This window comes from Chryseobacterium sp. SC28, assembly GCF_003932955.1.
In the GTDB taxonomy this organism is placed as follows: Bacteria; Bacteroidota; Bacteroidia; order Flavobacteriales; family Weeksellaceae; genus Epilithonimonas.
The window spans coordinates 12,376-31,010 of sequence record NZ_QOVY01000008.1; the positions used below are offsets into that span (position 1 = coordinate 12,376).

The 18,635-nt window shown below is 41.6% G+C and carries 17 protein-coding genes; 6 read left to right on the plus strand and 11 right to left on the minus strand.

Annotated elements, in window-relative coordinates; all coding sequences use genetic code 11:
• Positions 1-62: 62 nt before the first annotated feature.
• The 7 genes from DTW91_RS06305 to DTW91_RS06335 all read right to left on the minus strand — a co-directional run bounded on the left by DTW91_RS06305 (position 63) and on the right by DTW91_RS06335 (position 6,474).
• Complete coding sequence (locus DTW91_RS06305; RefSeq protein WP_125202539.1) at positions 63-1,073, minus strand: L,D-transpeptidase; 1,011 nt, start codon at positions 1,071-1,073, stop codon at positions 63-65.
• 97 nt (positions 1,074-1,170) lie between these two features.
• The gene (locus DTW91_RS06310) at positions 1,171-2,148 is read right to left on the minus strand and encodes a YpdA family putative bacillithiol disulfide reductase (RefSeq protein ID WP_125202540.1); all 978 of its coding nucleotides are present in this window, start codon (positions 2,146-2,148) and stop codon (positions 1,171-1,173) included.
• A gap of 72 nt (positions 2,149-2,220) precedes the next feature.
• On the minus strand, positions 2,221-2,526 hold the full coding sequence (locus DTW91_RS06315; protein ID WP_125202541.1) for a chaperone modulator CbpM: 306 nt from the start codon (positions 2,524-2,526) through the stop codon (positions 2,221-2,223).
• A gap of 2 nt (positions 2,527-2,528) precedes the next feature.
• Complete coding sequence (locus tag DTW91_RS06320) at positions 2,529-3,428, minus strand: DnaJ C-terminal domain-containing protein (RefSeq protein ID WP_125202542.1); 900 nt, start codon at positions 3,426-3,428, stop codon at positions 2,529-2,531.
• A gap of 96 nt (positions 3,429-3,524) precedes the next feature.
• Entirely contained in the window at positions 3,525-3,857 is a 333-nt protein-coding gene (locus tag DTW91_RS06325; RefSeq protein ID WP_125202543.1) for a 2Fe-2S iron-sulfur cluster-binding protein, read from the minus strand.
• A gap of 158 nt (positions 3,858-4,015) precedes the next feature.
• Entirely contained in the window at positions 4,016-5,068 is a 1,053-nt protein-coding gene (locus DTW91_RS06330; protein WP_125202544.1) for an NAD(P)/FAD-dependent oxidoreductase, read from the minus strand.
• Between the two features lie 200 nt (positions 5,069-5,268).
• Positions 5,269-6,474, minus strand: coding sequence for an RsmB/NOP family class I SAM-dependent RNA methyltransferase (locus DTW91_RS06335; protein WP_125202545.1), 1,206 nt, complete (start codon positions 6,472-6,474; stop codon positions 5,269-5,271).
• A 270-nt stretch (positions 6,475-6,744) separates the two neighbouring features.
• On the opposite strand from DTW91_RS06335, the gene DTW91_RS06340 reads away from it, so the two are divergent.
• The 5 genes from DTW91_RS06340 (at position 6,745) to dcm (ending at position 14,475) form a co-directional block, all read left to right on the plus strand.
• Complete coding sequence (locus DTW91_RS06340; RefSeq protein ID WP_125202546.1) at positions 6,745-7,338, plus strand: TetR/AcrR family transcriptional regulator; 594 nt, start codon at positions 6,745-6,747, stop codon at positions 7,336-7,338.
• A gap of 92 nt (positions 7,339-7,430) precedes the next feature.
• Positions 7,431-8,783, plus strand: a complete 1,353-nt coding sequence (locus tag DTW91_RS06345) for a TolC family protein (RefSeq protein ID WP_125202547.1) — start codon at positions 7,431-7,433, stop codon at positions 8,781-8,783.
• A 48-nt stretch (positions 8,784-8,831) separates the two neighbouring features.
• The gene (locus DTW91_RS06350; RefSeq protein ID WP_125202548.1) at positions 8,832-9,893 is read left to right on the plus strand and encodes an efflux RND transporter periplasmic adaptor subunit; all 1,062 of its coding nucleotides are present in this window, start codon (positions 8,832-8,834) and stop codon (positions 9,891-9,893) included.
• Between the two features lie 7 nt (positions 9,894-9,900).
• On the plus strand, positions 9,901-13,089 hold the full coding sequence (locus DTW91_RS06355) for an efflux RND transporter permease subunit (protein WP_125202549.1): 3,189 nt from the start codon (positions 9,901-9,903) through the stop codon (positions 13,087-13,089).
• Between the two features lie 144 nt (positions 13,090-13,233).
• Positions 13,234-14,475: a DNA (cytosine-5-)-methyltransferase gene (gene dcm / locus DTW91_RS06360; RefSeq protein WP_125202625.1), complete on the plus strand. Its 1,242-nt coding sequence runs from the start codon at positions 13,234-13,236 to the stop codon at positions 14,473-14,475.
• Here dcm and DTW91_RS06365 read toward each other — a convergent pair.
• Positions 14,451-15,236, minus strand: a complete 786-nt coding sequence (locus DTW91_RS06365; protein WP_228412675.1) for an Eco47II family restriction endonuclease — start codon at positions 15,234-15,236, stop codon at positions 14,451-14,453. The two genes, dcm and DTW91_RS06365, sit on opposite strands and share 25 nt — an antisense overlap.
• A gap of 193 nt (positions 15,237-15,429) precedes the next feature.
• Here DTW91_RS06365 and DTW91_RS06370 point away from each other — a divergent pair, with 193 nt between their 5' ends.
• On the plus strand, positions 15,430-15,834 hold the full coding sequence (locus DTW91_RS06370; RefSeq protein WP_125202550.1) for an META domain-containing protein: 405 nt from the start codon (positions 15,430-15,432) through the stop codon (positions 15,832-15,834).
• 48 nt (positions 15,835-15,882) lie between these two features.
• Here the strand turns inward: DTW91_RS06370 and DTW91_RS06375 are convergent, their stop codons facing one another.
• The 3 genes from DTW91_RS06375 to DTW91_RS06385 all read right to left on the minus strand — a co-directional run bounded on the left by DTW91_RS06375 (position 15,883) and on the right by DTW91_RS06385 (position 18,546).
• Positions 15,883-16,140 (minus strand): hypothetical protein, encoded by a 258-nt coding sequence (locus DTW91_RS06375; RefSeq protein ID WP_125202551.1) that lies wholly within the window; start codon positions 16,138-16,140, stop codon positions 15,883-15,885.
• Positions 16,141-16,243: 103 nt separating this feature from the next.
• A complete protein-coding gene (locus DTW91_RS06380; RefSeq protein WP_125202552.1) occupies positions 16,244-17,578 on the minus strand; it encodes a hypothetical protein in 1,335 nt (444 codons plus the stop codon).
• Between the two features lie 74 nt (positions 17,579-17,652).
• Positions 17,653-18,546 carry a 3-hydroxyacyl-CoA dehydrogenase family protein gene (locus DTW91_RS06385; RefSeq protein WP_125202553.1) on the minus strand — a complete coding sequence of 298 codons (894 nt, stop codon included), beginning with the start codon at positions 18,544-18,546 and terminating at the stop codon, positions 17,653-17,655.
• Between the last annotated feature and the right edge of the window lie 89 nt (positions 18,547-18,635).

An 18,635-nucleotide genomic window follows, 5' to 3' on the forward strand; every position in this document is an offset into this window, starting at 1 on the left:
TGAGGGGAAAGGCTGGGGCAAAAAAAGATATAGCGGATAGCGGGAAATAGCTCCTAAACAATTTAATTCATACTATCCGGTAGTTGAGTTGCCGCGGCTGAGTCTGCTTTGGCCTTTTTCTCCTCTTCGATTTGTTGGACGACTGTCTCTCTGTTTTCCTGCTCTTGCAGGATTTTTGCGAGGTGCGGTTCTATGATTCTGTTCATTTCTTCCTCGGGGATATTATTTGCGTCCGGGGAATCCAAAAGTTTTTTCCACGGTTTTCTTTGTCCCCACAGATAATCACCATAAACGATCAGCGGTGTTCCTTTGGCGCGCTCGGTTTGTCCGCCTTTGTTGAGGATCCAGGTATCGACCCACGAGTACATCCATTTGGCGTCTTCTTCCAGCATCCGGAGGCAGGAATGCGAGGCCGGATAGCCCGGCATGGCGTACTGATGCCAGCCGATACCGTCGAAGTTGGCTACATTCACGTTCCATCTCAATATCCACTCGTCGCTTACGGTGGAGATAGCGACTTCTTTTTTCCAGTTCGCGAACATCAAGCCCCGCTTGGTTTGCTTTGATTTCCGGCCCATACTCGTGGGTCCCCATTTCACGAGATTCCCATATTCGTAAACGCCAAATGCCTGGATAGGATAGGAAAAGAAGACAAACTTCTTCACGTTTTCCAGACTGCTGACGTGACCGGGAAATGGCGAATAGATCAGAAAATCGTCTTCTATTTTGGCGGGCACTACCAAAGTGTCGGCATTACCGATGTGCGCTTTGTCCAGCCGATTGAGGGCAAGAATGGTGTAAAGTGCTTTTCCGGTAAATTCTTTTTTGTTTTTTACGGAAACGGAGTCGGTATTTTTATAAACCCAAGGGTAGAATCCAAAATCCTTTCTCGGAATCACAACGTCGGGGACATTGGGTCTTTCTTCTTTTTTCTCTTCTGCTTTTTTGTCATTGGTCAAAATGTCGGTTGTCGGATGGTTTTCTTTTTGAGGCGGAAGATTTTCATCCTTCTTACACTGTATTAGAAAAAAAGCTGAGGCAATGAACGGGAGCAATAAATTTTTGACTTTCATGAAGGTGTTGTGTGTTTTTTTGTGAGTCTTAATATAAACAAAAAGAATTTTGTTTGCAAGAAGAATTTTGGATGCTTGGAAAAAGTTTAAATGATTATCAAATATTGCTTACCGGCTGTTTATCGGCGATGTTTTTAATGATTTGTTTGGCGTGGATTCTGGAGTTCTCAATAAACCAGAGGTGTGTATCTTTCCCGCCGCAAACGACACCTGCGAGGTAGATTCCCGGGACGTTGCTTTCCATCGTTTCGGGATTGTATGTGGGATTGAGACACTCGTTATTCAAATCGATGCCGATTTTTTTTAGGAATTCGAAATCCGGCAAATAGCCTGTCATGGCGAGGACAAAGTCGTTTTTGATTTCGTTCTTTTCACCATTTTTTGTACGGAAAATTACAGAATCGGGAGTCACTTCCAAAAGTTCTGCACCAAAGAATGCCTTGATGCTTCCTTCCGCGATGCGGTTTTCTATGTCGGGTTTCACCCAGTATTTAACGCTATTCGAGATTTCGTTTTTCCGAATAATCATGGTGACCCGACCGCCTTTTCGGTAGATTTCCAAAGCGGCATCTACGGCAGAATTGCTTGACCCAACGACCACCACATCTTGAAATGCGTAAGGGTAAGGCTCTGTATAATAATGTTTTACCTTTGACAAATCTTCTCCGGGGATATCCATCCAGTTCGGAATATCATAAAAGCCGGTTGCAATAATTACATTTTGGGACAAATAATTATGCTTGTTGGTTTCTATTTCAAAAAAGTCTGTTTTTTGGATGTTTAGGACTTTCTCGTATGATCTGATATTCAGTTTTTTTTGGCGCGCAATGCTCTGGTAGTATTCGAGCGCGTCTTGCCGGCCGGGTTTGGGTTTGGCTGTGATAAAAGGGATTTCGTCGATTTCCAGACGGTCTGCGGTGGAAAAAAAAGTCATGTACAAAGGGTAGTTGTAGATACTGTTCGCGACTGTACCTTTCTCGATAATGACATATTTTAAGTTGTTTTTCTTTGCTTCCAGTGCAGCAGCCAATCCGATAGGGCCGCCACCCACGATAAGAACATCATATACTTCCATCTCACAAAATTAGTGGTTTTTGGGATACTTTTTTTTAATCTCTCCGTGTTCTCTCTGAATCGATTGAGCCGCTTAGAAGTCCGCCTCTTCCCAGTTTGTAAGCTTTTGGGAGATTTGGGACAGTCGGCGGTTTTCGTTTCTTAGTTCTTCGATTTGGCTCAGAAGTTTATGAATGATTTCGATGCCGGGAAGGTTGATTTCGAGATCATAATGCCAATTGGTAAATCGCTCCAGATGTGGAAGTTCTTCGTACATTATATATTGGACACTGTTTTCAGTTTGCGGATGCAATAGTTCTGAAGCGATGAGTTCATGTACAAAATGATCGTCAATATTATAGATTTGTACGACTTTTTCTATGGATATACGCTCGCTCATCATTACGAATTTTTAAGTTGTTGGAATAATTGTTTTTGTTTTTCTGTAAGATTAGTGGGAATTTTCACGTTGAAGGTCACGTACAAATCGCCAAATGCGCCTTCTTTTTTGTAAACGGGAAATCCCTTGCCTTTCAGTCGCACGGTTGTTCCGTTTTGTGTTTCGGGCTTCACTTTGAGTTTTACCGAGCTGTCGAGGGTTTTGATGTTCACTTCTCCGCCCAAAACTGCGGTATAAAGATCGATGTCTACCGTAGTCCTCAGGTCGTCGCCATCGCGTTTGAAGTCTTTGTCTTCTGCAATATTGAAGGTGATGTAAAGATCGCCGTTTGGACCGCCGTTAACGCCCGGATTTCCGTGACCTTTCAGTTTAATTTGCTGGCCGTCGTAGATTCCTGCAGGAATGGTGATGCGGACTTTTTTCCCATTGATTTCGAAGGTCTGCTGATGGGTTTTTGCCGCATCTCTTAGGTTAAGATTGAGCTCTGCCGAGATGTCCTGCCCTTTAAATTTCCCGCTTGCACTCCCCCTCGAGCTTCTTCCGAAACCACTACCAAACATAGACTGGAAAAAGTCTGAGAAATCTTCGCCTTCCCCAAAATCTGCTCCTGAAAATCCGCTTGTAGAATACTGCTGTCTCTGTCTTTGCTGTTGTTGCGCCTGCTCGTACTGTTCGCCATGTCGCCAATGTTCGCCGTATTTGTCGTACTTTGCACGGTTTTCGGGGTTGCTCAGCACTTCGTTGGCCTCGTTGATCTCCTTGAATTTTTTCTCCGCTTCCTTGTCATTGGGGTTCATATCGGGATGATATTTTCTGGCGAGTTTCCGATAAGCTTTTTTGATCTCGTCTGCAGACGCTGTTTTGCTTATTCCCAGCGTTTTGTAATAGTCAATAAATGCCATATTTTCAACTGGTTTTTTATTTTAAAATTTCATTTTCCTTACAGCAATTTTGCGACCAAAAAATATGATTTCTTATCTAATTCCGGAAATGGCTTTTCAGGCTTCCGGGGCAAGCTCTATAATGAGACCTTCCAAAGCATCGGTAACGGGAATTTGGCATCCCAATCGGCTGTTTGGTTTCACGTTGGCCGCTTCATCCAGCATTGCTTTTTCATCCGGCTGCATCTCGGGCAGTGGCACGCCATCACTCAAAACATAACACTGGCAAGAGGCGCACATCGCCATTCCGCCGCAAATCCCGATCGTTCCCTCGGGTGCCAGTTCGTAGGCACGCACGATTTCCATCAGGCTCATGGCCATATCTGTGGGTGCGACTACGGAGTGCGAAGTCCCCTCGCGGTCTATGATGGTAATATTAACGTCTGACATTTTTACAAAGATAAGAGATAGGTTGCTGACAATGGAAATTAGAAATCAATAAAATTTCATTAAGTTCAAAATTTCAATAAGTTCAAAAAAAGAGAAATTTAGGTTTTTCCAAATATTATAGAACAACAAATCTAATCTCAAATTTCTAACCCTTAGTTCTACTCGATAGATTTCACAACGGCTTTTTCGGCTTCTTTTCTGGTGCCATCGAAACCATCGACGCCGCTGACGGTGGTGTATTTCAAAACGTATTTTTTCCCCGGATTGATCCTGTTGTAGATGCCCTGAACCATTAGTGTAGCCTCGTGGAAACCACACAGAATCAGTTTCAGTTTTCCGGGATAGGTGTTGATATCTCCCACAGCGTAGATGCCCTCTATGTTGGTTTGATAATCGAGCGCGTTGTTGACTTTGATGGCATTTTTCTCGATGTCCAATCCCCACTCGGCCAGCGGTCCCAATTTAGGTGTCAATCCGAATAATGGAATCAGATAATCGGTTTGCAGAATAGATTTTTCGCCGTCTTTTTCAATTTCGATGCTTGTGAGTCTCTCGTCACCGATCAAGCCCGTCACTTCCGCCGGAGTGATGACGTTAATTTTTCCTTGCTGTTTGAGTTCAATTACTTTTTCTACAGAATCCAGAGCGCCGCGGAATTCGTTTCTCCTATGAATTAAAGTAACTTCCGAAGCGACATCGGCCAAGAATATAGACCAATCCAGCGCAGAATCTCCACCGCCGGCAATCACAATTTTCTTATTTCGAAACATCTCGGGATCTCTGACAAAATATTCGACACCGTTTTCTTCGAATCTTTCGATATTTTGCAACTCGGGTTTTCGTGGATCGAAGCTTCCGAGCCCTGCTGCAATGGCGATTGCTTTTCCTTTGACCTGCACGCCTCTGCTGGTGGTCACGATGAACTGTCCGTCATCGGTTTTTTGGTAGCTCACAGCTTTTTGAGCGAGCGAGAATTGAGGCTGGAACTGCTTGATCTGCTCCAAAAGGTTATTTACCAAAGCGCCCGCATCTACACTTGGAAATCCGGGAATATCGAAGATGGGTTTTTTGGGATAAAGTTCGGTCAATTGTCCGCCCGGTTGGGGCAAGGCATCGATGAGGTGGCATCGGAGCTTCAGCAATCCTGCTTCGAAAACCGTGAAAAGTCCTGCAGGACCTGATCCGATAACAATAATATCTGTTTCAAACATGGAAATAAAAATTTTGGAAATGCAAATTTAGGGATTAAAAACCTTTTGAGAAGATTTGAAAATATGATCTTGATTATCAATTCGTTTTTCACAAATCTTAACATAGGATAAGATGCTGTATTTTTCTTTAAAGTAACTTTGAACTTTCATCATTTGTGTTTTTTTATCCTGAACGATTTTTTATAAATGTTCAGGATTTTTTACGCATTGCGTTGAATGAGCGCCATATAGAATCCGTCGTAGCCTTCGCTTGGCATTATTTTCTGATCTTTCACGAGAGAAAAATCGGGATTGGTTTTCAAAAAAGTTTGCACCTGCTCGTTGTTTTCGGAAGGCAAAATAGAGCACGTAGCATAAATCATCTGTCCGCCTTTCTTCAGTATTTTGGAGTAATCCTGCAAGATCTGCTGTTGTTCGCCTTTGATTCTGTCTATAAATGCCTGATCGATTTTCCATTTGGAATCCGGGTTTCTTTTCAGTACACCTAGTCCCGAGCAAGGTGCGTCTATCAGCAACCTGTCGGCCGTGCCGTGCAGTCTTTTGATGACTTTGTTATCAGAAATCAGTCGGGTTTCTATGTTGTGCGCGCCGGCTCTTTTGGCACGTCTTTTCAGTTCTGCCAATTTCCATTCGTAGATATCGAGCGCAATGATTTGGCCTTTATTTTTCATCAGTGCCGCCAGATGAAGCGTTTTTCCGCCGGCTCCGGCACAGGCATCGACCACGCGCATACCTTCGTGCACATCCAGCAACTCCCCGATTTTTTGGGAACTCGCGTCCTGCACTTCGAACAATCCATCTTTGAAGGCGGTGGTCAAAAAGACGTTTTTCTTTTCTGCCAGTTGAATGGCGTCGGGATAATTTTTGATGGTGAAGGCTTCTATATTTTCATCATTGAGGTCGGCCAGCAGTTCTCTTGGCGTCGTTTTCAATGTGTTGGTGCGCAAAACAGTTGGTGCTTGTTCATTGAGAGCGAGCATTTCCTTTTCCCAATTTTTTCCTAATTCTTTTTCCAATGTTTCTGCCAGCCAATCCGGAATAGAGTATTCTATGGCTTTTGAGGGAACTGTTCCTTTTTTCAGTTTTGTGAGGATGTCTGCGACTTTGATGCCGTCGAACTCTTCAAATTTCTTGTAATGCGTTTTGCTCCACAGCAAGTAGGCGAGGATCATTTTATAGATATTAGTCGGCTTTGCGCTTTCGCCCATGTAATATTCCAAACGTTTTTTCCAGCGGATAATGTTGTAAAAGATTTCGGAAACCACTCGCCGGTCTTCGCTGCCCCATTTTCTGTGGGCTTTCAAAAGTCTTTCAATCACCTTGTCGGCATATTTTCTGTCTTCGAAGAATGTTTCCTGCAGGCAGTCGTGGATTCCGATTAAAAGGTTGCGGTGTATCAGTTCCATTAATTTATAAGATATAATAACGCTTTAGAAATGTTTGCTTTATAAAAAATCAGGTTTATTTTCCGGATGAAAATTTCTGTTTTTTTCAGGTGGCAAAGTTAAGTATTTTAATTGAGAATGCGCTTTTGAATTGCATTGTTATGGGCGCGAGAAAGCCAATGATAATATGAATTTAATATTAACTTTTTCAAAAATGTTTAATTATTATGTTTAACAATTTTGTTAAATAAGGTTTTTTGGTCTATTTTTGCACGCTAATTGTTGAATAAGATGTCAAAACAAGAGAAAAAAGATCACACTCAGGAGCTCATCAAGGAAACCACGAAGAAATTATTCTTCGTCAAAGGAAAATTTGATGCCACCACTCAGGAGATAGCAGATGAAGCGCAGGTGAATAGGACGCTGATCAACTACTATTTTCGCTCGAGAGATAATCTGGTGCAAATTGTTTTTGATGAAGCGCATAAGGTAGAAAAGGAAAAATCGGAAATCATCCTGCGATCGGACTTGCCATTCAAAGAAAAAATAATTCGATTTATTGAAGGCAGTCTGCAAACCAGTTTGCAATATCCCTATCTGGAAACCTACATTGTGTCGCAAATTAATAAAGGTAACTGTCAGAAAAAAGACGTGGAAGCAGCGGATCTGAAAAAATTCTATAAAGACATAAAAAAAGAAATGGAACTTGGCAATATCGATAAGATGGAACCTATCCAATTTATTTTCAACATGATATCTCTCTTGGTTTTCCCAAGTGCCATAAGGCCGTTGTTTATGGAGAATATGATGATTAGCGACAAGCAGTTTGACCGCCTGATCGCCGATCGGAAAGATATCATCCTCAAGATGCTTTTTAAGAAATAAGAATTTTTCAAGTATTTATAAAAGCAGATCGTCCTCTCTGAATATAAAAGAAAAACGTCCAAAATTTAGAATAAAAGAAATCAATATAAATTATGAATAGAAAACATATAAATGCAAGGAAGCTGAAGGTAAGCATCGCTGCAGCATTTATGATTTTCGGCTCTTCACCTCTGTTTGCACAGCAGCAAGTGTCTCTGCAAGAAGCCATCAAGCAGGCTTTGGAGAATAAAGCGGAAGCTAAGAAAGCGGCGCTTGAGATCAAAAGAGCCGAATCGCAAATAACAGAGGCCAGAGCCGGCGCGCTACCACAAATAAGTGCCAGTGCAGGTTTAACCTATAATCCTATCATTCAGGAGTCACTTTTGGAGTTCGAAGGGCAGCGGATCCGGGCGCAATTGGGCCAGCCGTGGATTTCCAGCGCCGTGGTGACTTTGAACCAAGCTATTTTTGACCAGCGGGTTTTTACCGGTCTGAAAGCAGCAAAGTCTACACGAGAATTCTATATTCTCAACGCCCAACTTTCTAATGAACAAATCATCGAAAACGTCGCCACCGCCTATTATCAGGTCTTTGTGCAAGAAGAGAATCTTAAAACACTGAATGTAAGCTACGTTAATACAGAAAAAATACGAAATATTATCAAAAGCTTGGTAGATAACGGATTGGCTAAGGGGATAGATCTGGATCGTACCAATGTGCAACTCACAAACATCAGCGCCAACAGGCAGCAATTGGTAAACGCCGTCGAACTTTCTAAAAATTCTTTGAAGTTTTATATGGGTATTCCTATTGAAAGACCGATCGAGTTGCAAGAACCATCCATCGAGCCAAGACCCGAACTGGTGGCCGGAAATGTAAATCTTGATGAGCGCACCGAACTAAAAGTTTTGAATAAAAACAAAGAACTTCTGCAATATAATTTGAAGGCCACCGAAGCCTATCTGTATCCGACTGTAGGTCTTACGGCCAATTATGGATGGGGAGGCCAAGGATCAAGATTTCCCCTGACAAATGGTTTAGAAAACGGAGTCCTTTGGAGCGATTATTCCGCGATCGGGCTGAATATCAAAATCCCAATATTTACCGGGGGTGCCACCAAATCTAAGATTGAACAGGCAGAGATTGATATCCAATCTTTAAATGAAGATATTCGGAACACGCAGCTAAGTCTCAATCTGGATTATGAAAATGCCGTCAGCAATATGGAGAATGCCATCATTAATATCGAAAATATGAAAGGCAACGTGGAGTTGGCAGAAAAAGTACAAAAAGACACGCAAAGCAACTATCAATATGGCTTGGCAACGCTCACAGAAGTACTTGATTCCGAGAATGCTTTGACCAGTGCGAAGCAAAATTACACCACCGCTCTATTAGATTACAAACAGGCCGAAATCCGATTGCTCAAAGCGAAAGGACAACTCAGCACATTGCAAAACCCTTAATTAACAGACTGAAAACTCCGTCAAAAACAAAAAATAAATAATTTTCAAATGAAAAAGAATTTAATATATATCATCATCGCGGCCGTACTCGTTGGATTAGCAGCTTATAAAATCATAGATAACAAAAATGATCAGGAAGCCGAAGTGAGAGAGGTGGCAAGGCAGGTAGATAAGATCAACGTGAATGTGGTAACGGCTTCGCGATCCAATATTGAGACCGAATATACAGCGAACGGAACCTTCGTCCCGAAGCAAGAACTCAATCAGTCGGCAGATATCGCCGGCAGGGTGGTGAAAGTCTTTGTTCAAGAAGGTTCCCGGGTAAGCGCTGGACAAGTGCTGGCAACCATCAAAAGAGATGCGATCGACGTTGATGTGACCCAGGCTCAGAACAATCTCCAAAATGCAATTATTAACAATGAACGATACGAAAACGCCTATAAATCTGGCGGCGTCACCAAACAGCAATTGGACAATTCGAGATTGCAACTCAAAAATGCCCAGGCCGCATTAAGGGCGCAGGGCGTAAGAGTAAATGACACGAGCGTACGGGCAGGAATCAGTGGCATCATCAACAAAAAAATGGTGGAGCCCGGAGCCGTAGTAACCACGGGAACGCCATTATTCGAAATTGTAAATATCAGTACGCTGAAACTATTAGTTCTGGTGGATGAAAGCCAAGTCGGAAGAATCCAAGTAGGACAGACTGTAGACATCAATGTCAACGTTTTGCCGGATGAATCCTTCAGTGGTAGAATTACCTTCATTGCACCGAAAAGTGACGCTTCTCTCAATTTCCCGGTAGAAATAGAGGTGCAAAACAAAGGAAACCTCAAAGCCGGGATGTACGCAACGGCCATCTTCAGAACCAATCATGGCGCAGCCACGCAAAATCTCCTGACAGTGCCGGCAGAAGCTTTCGTCAATGGTGTAAGTTCCGGCCAATTGTTCATCGTGCAAAACGGAACTGCAAGACTAATCACCGTAAAAACAGGAAAAGTTTATGGAAACAAAGTTCAAATCCTCAGCGGTCTTAAAGGTGGGGAACAAGTAATTACAAGTGGACAAATCAACCTTGATAATGGTTCAAAAATAAATATTGTAAAGTAACAGAAGAATGAAGATAGCAGAAATAGCCATTAAAAGGCCCTCCCTGGTGATCGTATTGTTCACGATCCTCACGTTGGGAGGAATATTAAGTTACTCCTTGATGGGGTACGAATTGATTCCAAAGTTTGAAACCAATATGGTGACCATCTCCACCGTCTATCCCGGAGCTTCGCCTGCAGAGGTAGAAACATCCGTGACACGAAAGATTGAAGATGCCGTAGGTTCTTTGGAAAACGTGAAAAAAGTAGAATCAACATCCTATGAAAGCATATCGGTCATTAGAGTTGAGCTCAATGCGGGCGCCGATGTCAACTATGCATTAAACGATGCGCAACGCAAGGTGAATGCCATCTTGGCAGATTTGCCGGAAGATGCAGATCCGCCGGCTTTGCAAAAATTCTCTTTGGATGATCTGCCCATTATGACCCTCAGCGTTTCAAGTAGCCAACTGAATAATAAGGAGTTATATGATCTTTTAGATAAAAAAATCGAACCTATTTTTTCCCGGGTGAATGGGGTCGCACAAGTTGACCTTGTTGGCGGCCAAGAGCGAGAGATTCAGGTCAATTTGGATGAGAAGAAAATGCAGGGATACGGTCTTTCTATCGCCGACGTTCAGCAAGCCATTCTTTCTTCCAACTTAGATTTCCCAACCGGAGCCCTCAAAACAAGAACTACGAGAGCTACCATCAGACTTTCGGGGAAGTATAGAAGTGTAGAAGAGATGAATAATCTTGTCGTTTCCAATAAAAACGGAGCTCAGGTTCGGCTTTCCGATATCGCAACCGTTTTTGATACTCAGAAAGATGTGGAAAAAGTGGCGAGATTCAACCAAAGTCCCACGATTCTGATGCAGGTAAAGAAACAGTCCGATGCCAATGCCGTGGCGGTATCGGAACTGGTTCACGAGACGATAGGTGAGGTTCAGGATAATTATAAAACACAAGACATCAAGATCGATATTGTAGATGACACTACAGATTTTACCTTAGATGCGGCCAATCACGTGATCTTCGATTTGTTTTTGGCGATTGTTCTGGTGGCAGTTGTGATGCTTTTGTTTTTGCACAACATTAGAAATGCTTTTATAGTAATGGTTTCGATACCTCTTTCCTTGATTTCGACGGTCATTGGGATGTATCTTATGGGTTATACCTTAAACTTGATGAGTTTATTGGGACTGTCACTCGTTGTAGGTATACTCGTAGATGACGCCATCGTGGTACTGGAGAATGTTTATCGTCATATGGAGATGGGCAAGAATAGAATCCGTGCGGCTTATGATGGAGCTTCTGAAATTGGGTTTACCGTCACAGCGATTACGATGGTGATTGTGGTAGTATTCTTGCCAATAGCGATGAGTTCCGGCTTGGTTTCCAATATCTTGGCTCAGTTCTGCGTTACCGTAGTTATTGCAACCTTGTTCTCATTATTAGCGTCGTTTACGATTATCCCTTGGTTATCCTCAAGATTTGGAAAATTGGTTCACTTGACCGGTAAAAATCCTTTCGAGAAATTTATCCTTTGGTTTGAAAAGCAACTGGATGCATTTACACATTGGATATCCGGCATCTTGGAATGGGCTTTAAGATCTCGCCTAAGAAGAATTATGGTAGTTGTCGTAACTTTTATGCTGCTGATCTCCTCATTTTTGTTGGTAGCATTCGGGTTTATCGGTGGAGAGTTTTTTCCTCCGATGGATCGCGGCCAATTTCTTGTTCAGATGGAGTTGCCCAAAGATGCTTCGATAGAAAAGACAAACCAATTGACTCTGAATGTGGAGAAATACCTCCGAAATGATAAAGATGTTGTAGATATGATCACCACCGTGGGTCAGCAGTCCACAGGATTTGGTGGTGCGCAGGCCACTTTGTATCAGTCCGAGATTCAAGTCAATTTGGTTGATAAATCTGAGCGTGACGAGAGCACCGATATCAAAGCGGCAAGAATCAAAAGAGCATTGGAAGAAAAATTCACAGGTGTCGAATTTAAGACAGCACCGATAGCCTTGATGGGTGCCGCAAGCGCGCCAATTGAAATGGTGGTGACCGCTCCGGACAATGCTACGGCCAATAAAGAAGCCACCAGAATCCTTGCATTGCTGAAGAAAGTGCCGGGAGCCGTAGATGCAGAGCTCTCCAGTGACACCGGAAGTCCGGAAGTCCAAGTCAGTATTGATAGAGACAAAATGGCCGCCTTGGGATTGAATCTTTCCGTAGTTGGCCAAACGATGCAGACCGCATTTAATGGAAATACAGATGGAAAATTCCGAGCCGGAGAATATGAATATGATATCAACATTCGTTTTGCCGATGCCAACAGAGAATCCATTGAGGATGTCAGAAATCTTATGTTTACAAATCCTCGGGGCGAGCAGATTCGCCTAAGCCAGTTTGCCGACGTTAGAATGGGCGCCGGACCTAGTTTACTAGAACGTAGAGATAAAACACCTTCCGTAAAAGTGAAAACTAAAGTGGTAGGGCGCCCCGTGGGCGACGTGGCCAACGAATGGGCCGATCAGTTTATAAACAACGAAAAAACGAAACCGCCCGGCGTCAACTACGTTTGGAGCGGCGATATGGAAAGACAAAACGAAGGTTTCGGTACGCTGGGTATCGCTCTGTTAGCGGCTGTAGTGCTTGTTTATCTCGTGATGGTTTCATTGTACGACTCGTTTGTCTATCCGTTTGTGGTGATGTTCTCCATTCCGATGGCGCTGATTGGGGTGATGCTAATTCTTGCCCTCACAGGTAATTCATTGAATATCTTTACGATGTTGGGGATGATTATGTTGATCGGTCTGGTCGCGAAGAATGCAATTATGATTGTCGATTTTACCAATATGCGAAAAGCAGCGGGAGCCAGTACGCACGACGCTCTTATCCAAGCCAACCATGCCCGTCTTCGTCCGATTCTTATGACGACGATTGCGATGATTTTCGGGATGCTGCCGATTGCACTTGCAACAGGCGCAGGCGCCGAGATGAACAACGGTTTGGCCTGGGTAATTATCGGCGGTTTGACCTCGTCATTATTCCTTACTTTGATTATCGTGCCGGTCGTTTATTCATTATTCGATTCACTTCTGGTCAGGATGGGTCATCACGAAAAAACAGATTACGAAGCTGAAATGAAGGCCGACTATGAGCACCGACAGCTAAGCGAAGACGGCTACACGCCGAAACATGTGGATTAATCAGTACGCAGAAGTTATTATAAACCGTGTCAATATTTTATTGATGCGGTTTTTTTGAAGATTTTTTTTAAATATTTTCCTATTATAGTTTGTCGTCCACTAAATTTGATATAAATTTGTAACCAATGTCCAATGTTGTATAAGATGGTTACAAAAGAATATTATTCTATTTCCGAAGCTGCAGAGCTTCTGAATAAAAGCACAAAAACGCTCAGAAGGTGGGATGATGAAGGAAAATTAGTAGCCGTACGAGAGCCCGTCAGCAATTATCGTGTCTATCATAAATCGGATATTGAGAGTTTGTTTCCAAATTATTTAGCTGATATTGAAAATGATGTCAGCAATTATGTAAAGCCGGAAAATGATTACAAAGTCTTAGAACTTTTCGCTGGAGCTGGTGGACTGGCTGTCGGGCTGGAAAAAGCTGGTTTGCAGTGTGAAGCACTTAATGAAATTGACAAATTTGCTTGCCAAACTTTAAGAAAGAACAGAGCACATTGGAGGATTCTGGAGGGTGATATTAAAGATTTTAGTTTCACAGAATTTAGAAGCAAAATTGATGTTGTTACAGGCGGATTTCCTTGTCAGGCTTTTAGTTATGCAGGCAAAAGATTGGGCTTAGAAGATGCCAGAGGAACGCTTTTTTATGAATTTGCAAGAGCGGTACAAGAAGTTAATCCACCCATTTGTATCGGAGAAAATGTCAAAGGACTTTTAAGCCACGACAAAGGAAATACTTTGAAGGGAATGATTTCTATCTTAGACGAAATAGGATACAATGTAGTTCCTATAGAGGTTTTAAAGGCTATTAATTATAAAGTTCCTCAAAAGAGAGAACGATTAATTTTAGTTGGAATTAGAAAAGATATTAACATTCAATTTCATTATCCCAAGCCATTTAATAAAATTTATACTTTAAAAGATGCTTTGAAAGCGGGAGAATTATTTGATTCTGATGTACCGGTTTCTGCCGGTGCAACATATCCGCCAAGCAAAAAGAAGGTTTTGGATATGGTGCCTCCAAAAGGATATTGGAGAGATTTGCCCGTAGAAATCCAAAAAGAATATATGGGCGGTAGTTTCTTTCTAGGTGGCGGAAAAACGGGAATGGCACGAAGGATCGGATGGGATGAACCAAGTTTGACACTTACTTGCAGCCCGGCTCAGAAACAAACAGAACGATGCCACCCGGATGAAACTAGGCCTTTTACCGTCCGGGAATATGCGAGAATTCAAACTTTTCCCGATGATTGGGAATTTGCCGGATCGCTGGCGCAGCAATACAAGCAAATTGGAAATGCAGTCCCTGTGAATCTCGGTTGCGAAGTGGGATATTCTATTATAAAATTTTTAAATTCTTATTATAATTTATCAAAACCCAAATAATAACTGTAATTTTCAAAAGTTATTTGATCTAATATGCTTCTTTTGGATTTTTCAGTTTCAGAAGCGATTTCATCCAAAGCAGAATTTTCTTTTACTAATTTTTCGCTGTCAACCGATTTTAAATAATCTGAGATTGCGACTGGTAAAGCTTTGTACAATTGGAAAAATGCGTCTTCCTCGCCAGAAAGTAGAGCGTAAAATTTATCACCTGAGATTTTAAAAACTCTGCTGTGACCATATTCTTTCCCATTAATGTCCCCTTTCCAATTTTCTTCAAAACTACCTTTTGCCAAAATTTGTACCCAATAGCACCTTGCGGTTTTATAATCGTCTGCATATCTAGCCAATTTTTGAAATAAAGATTCCGCAGCACTGCTATTCATTGTGTTATGTTTATTTTTTATATCAGCAAATAGCTTGTTATCAGTAGATTTAATATCAAAACCACTCAAGTTTCCAATTTCAAAGCCGCTTATTCCACCTAAGATTTGTTCGTGGAAAATTCCGATAGAGTTATTTATAGATTTGTCTATTTGACGCAAAATTTCGGACTGAATTAAATCTTCTTCGCTAATATCATTAAATTTGGAGTCAAAAGTGAGCTTAACGGTATCCACTTTATTCGCATATAAGCTTCTTTTTGAGATATTATTTTTAGCTTTTAAATACGAATTATGAAGATTTTTAATACAATTCAAAAAATGCTCGTCAGATACAAAATTTACATATTTATTTGCCATATTTCTTAGTTGTACTTTCAAAAATATAATTTTTATGGATCATGATTACGTTAAAATTAAAAAACCATCAAAATCCCCAAAAAAACCTTCCATACTTTTTTAAATCATGAAGTAATCTATTAATTTGAATCCAAGCCACACAAATTCTTTTTAACGGATATCAGCCCTTCCAGTTCCAAAGAAAATCTTATCTTTGGCTTATAATCTTTATCAAATGAAAACTATTTTTTACGCCTTACTATTGACTTTTGCAATGGTTTCCTGCACCAGCAGAGTGGGTAATGCAGCCAAAGTGGGGAAGAATCAGGCGCCAATTACCGGTACGCAATGGATCCTCGCAGATGACATCGCCAACAGGCCGACGCTCATTATAGAACAAAACAGAATCTCGGGAAATGCCGGCTGCAACAATTATTTTTCCGATGCCGTCATAGACACATCCGCGGGTAACTTTTCCGCAAAAAATATCGGCTCTACCAGAAAAATCTGCGACAATATGACTTCCGAAACAAGCTACCTCAGCGTCTTGCAGGAAGTCAATAAATATGTGGTTACGGAATCTACACTGGAACTGTACAAAGACAATTTGTTATTATTAAAGTTCAATAAACAACAATAATCATCCAAAAACATAAAAAAAGGAACTCACAATGGAGCTCCTTTTTTATTATTCTTCTTCTTCGTCGCCGTCCTCGTCGTCGTATTTTGCAAGTTCGTCATCGCACCACTTGAAAGCTTCCTCTACCACTTTGGTAGCCTCGGTTGCCACGGTTTCTTCGTCGTCATCACTGTCCGCCAAGTTATCCAGCCATTCTACCTCCTCTTCTTGAATACTGAGGATGAAACGCGGATACTCTGTGTGGACTACGAACAGATCTTCTGGAAAATCAGAGTTGTCGGCTAATAAAAACTTTGGTAATTTCATATTTTAAAATTTATTGTTTTTCAAAGATCAAATGTTTTCGCTTTTTTTTTGCATGCGTCAGTTCCACTCGATGGTTCAAAGATAGAAAAATTCCCGAAACTAATTATTGATAATTATTTTTTTTGATTCGGATTCGGCTTTCGACCCGATATCTTGTCAAAACCTTCTTCTGCAGCGTATCTTCGGGTTTGAAGCTGATGTAGATTTTAGGATTGACGGTGCTGATGAGTTCCGCCGTTTGGATGTCGTCGCCGGATTCTTCACTTTTCAGATAAAATGTTATGGTTTCGTACATCAGGTTTTCCTTTTCCAAAAATTTGCTTATTTCTTTCCTGTTTTGTAGATAATTTCCTTTTGATAGCCAAGTAAATGCAAATCCCGTGAGCAGACTGCAAAATGCAACCGCATAAGTCAAACTCTCAAAAATGTGAAATATTTTCTTAAAAAAAACCAACCAAATCCCAAAGGAAAATGGCGCCAGCAACCGATAATCCAGCGCGTTGACAGAATAAAAATATTGGATGAAAAAAGAACAAATAATACCGACGCAAGAGGTGGTCAACATAAATTTTTCTGTTCCCGAAAGCCTCGTTTTCCGAAATAGAAAAAACATCGCGACGATGGTCAAAATCCCAAGGCCGTAGATGCCGTAGTTGATCATTCCGCCGTTGGGATCGGCAATGTGAACAAAAGGATCGAAAGTGGTGGCCAATCCTTGGATCAACTCTATCAAAAGCTGAGAAGTGGGTTTCAAGCCAATTTCGAGAAAGGTGTTGAGGTAATTTTCATTAAAATAATCGATGAACAAAACTTTGTACAATCCGTAAAATCCAATCCCCAAAATTCCGGATATGATAAAACTTTTTCCGTAGAATTTGTGGAAATTCATCAGACCAAAAATCAAACTTCCAAGACAGAGAAACAACGCGTTGTATCGGATATTGATCAGTAAAATTAATAATAAACTGAGAGATAAAATGCCCTTTGCCGTGCCGATTCTGTTTTTTAAAACCTGGCGAGCCACATAGAAAAGTAGGACGACAAAAGGCAGCGTCAAAGCCTCGCTCATCGTGTAGGAAAAAATGCTCACAAAGCTGAAAAGCGCCGATGTAATTACGATTTCTTTAAAGAAAAATCGCTTTTTATACGCGAAAATCAGAATGAAACTGTAAGCCAGAATGCCGATCAATTTGCTGCTCCAAAATTCATCCAAACCAAAAAATGTAAAAAACTTAATAAACAACGGATAACCGAGCGGCGCCGTGGTGTTATCGATGATCGGGAAAATCGCCGACTGGCGCATATAACGGATGGAATCTGGACTAGTGCGCCCTTTTTCGTTGAGCAGAAATCTAAGAACGATCATCGCATACGTTGAGACAATCAAAAAAGTCTGCAGAATTTTCTCGTATTTTGGATTTAGTTTTATGGAGATCATCGCTTTAAAATAAAAAACTTTGTCGGCTCTATCCCGACAAAGTTATATAATTGTGAGCCGCAATCTTCAAAAATTTACTTCAAAAACATTTTCGAAACTTTCTCGGCCTTTTTGCTTTCGGAATAATCGTAGAATCCTTCGCCCGATTTTACGCCTTTTTTTCCGGCCATCACCATATTGACGAGCAGCGGATTGGGCGCATATTTCGGATTTTTGAAACCGTCGTACATCACATTCAGAATTGCGAGACAAACGTCTAGTCCGATGAAATCTGCGAGTTGCAAAGGTCCCATTGGATGTGCCATTCCGAGTTTCATCACGGTGTCGATTTCCTCCACGCCGGCAACGCCGTTGTAGAGCGTTTCGATGGCTTCGTTGATCATCGGCATCAGGATTCTGTTCGCCACAAATCCCGGATAATCGTTCACTTCCACTGGCTCTTTTCCCAAGGTTTTGCTCAATTCAAAAATCGTGTCGAAAGTCTGTTTCGACGTCGAATAGCCTTTGATGATTTCCACCAGTTTCATCACCGGAACGGGATTCATAAAGTGCATTCCGATCACTTTTTCCGGGCGTTTGGTGGCAGCAGCAATTTGAGTAATGGAGATGGAGGAGGTGTTGGTCGCAAGGATGCAGTTTTCCGGAGCAAGTTCGTCCATCTGCGCAAATATTTTCAGTTTCAGGTCCAGATTCTCTGTGGCTGCTTCCACGATGAGATCGGCGTTGGCAACGGCATCTGTAAGGTTGGTAAAGGTTTTGATGTTCGCCAATGTTTCGTTTTTTTGCGCTTCTGTCAGATTTCCTTTGGCGATGATCCTGTCCAGATTGGTTGTGATGGTTTTCAGTGCTTTTTCGAGATTTTCCTTTTTTACATCTACCAAATTCACGGCAAAACCACTTTGAGCAAAAGTATGGGCAATCCCGTTTCCCATAGTTCCGGCGCCTATTACAACGATGTTTTTGTTCATAATTTATTATTTTTATATGGAATTCACAAACCTTTAGGTTTCATATTTACTATTTTAAAAATTTTAATCTCAAATGCTACTCTAACTTC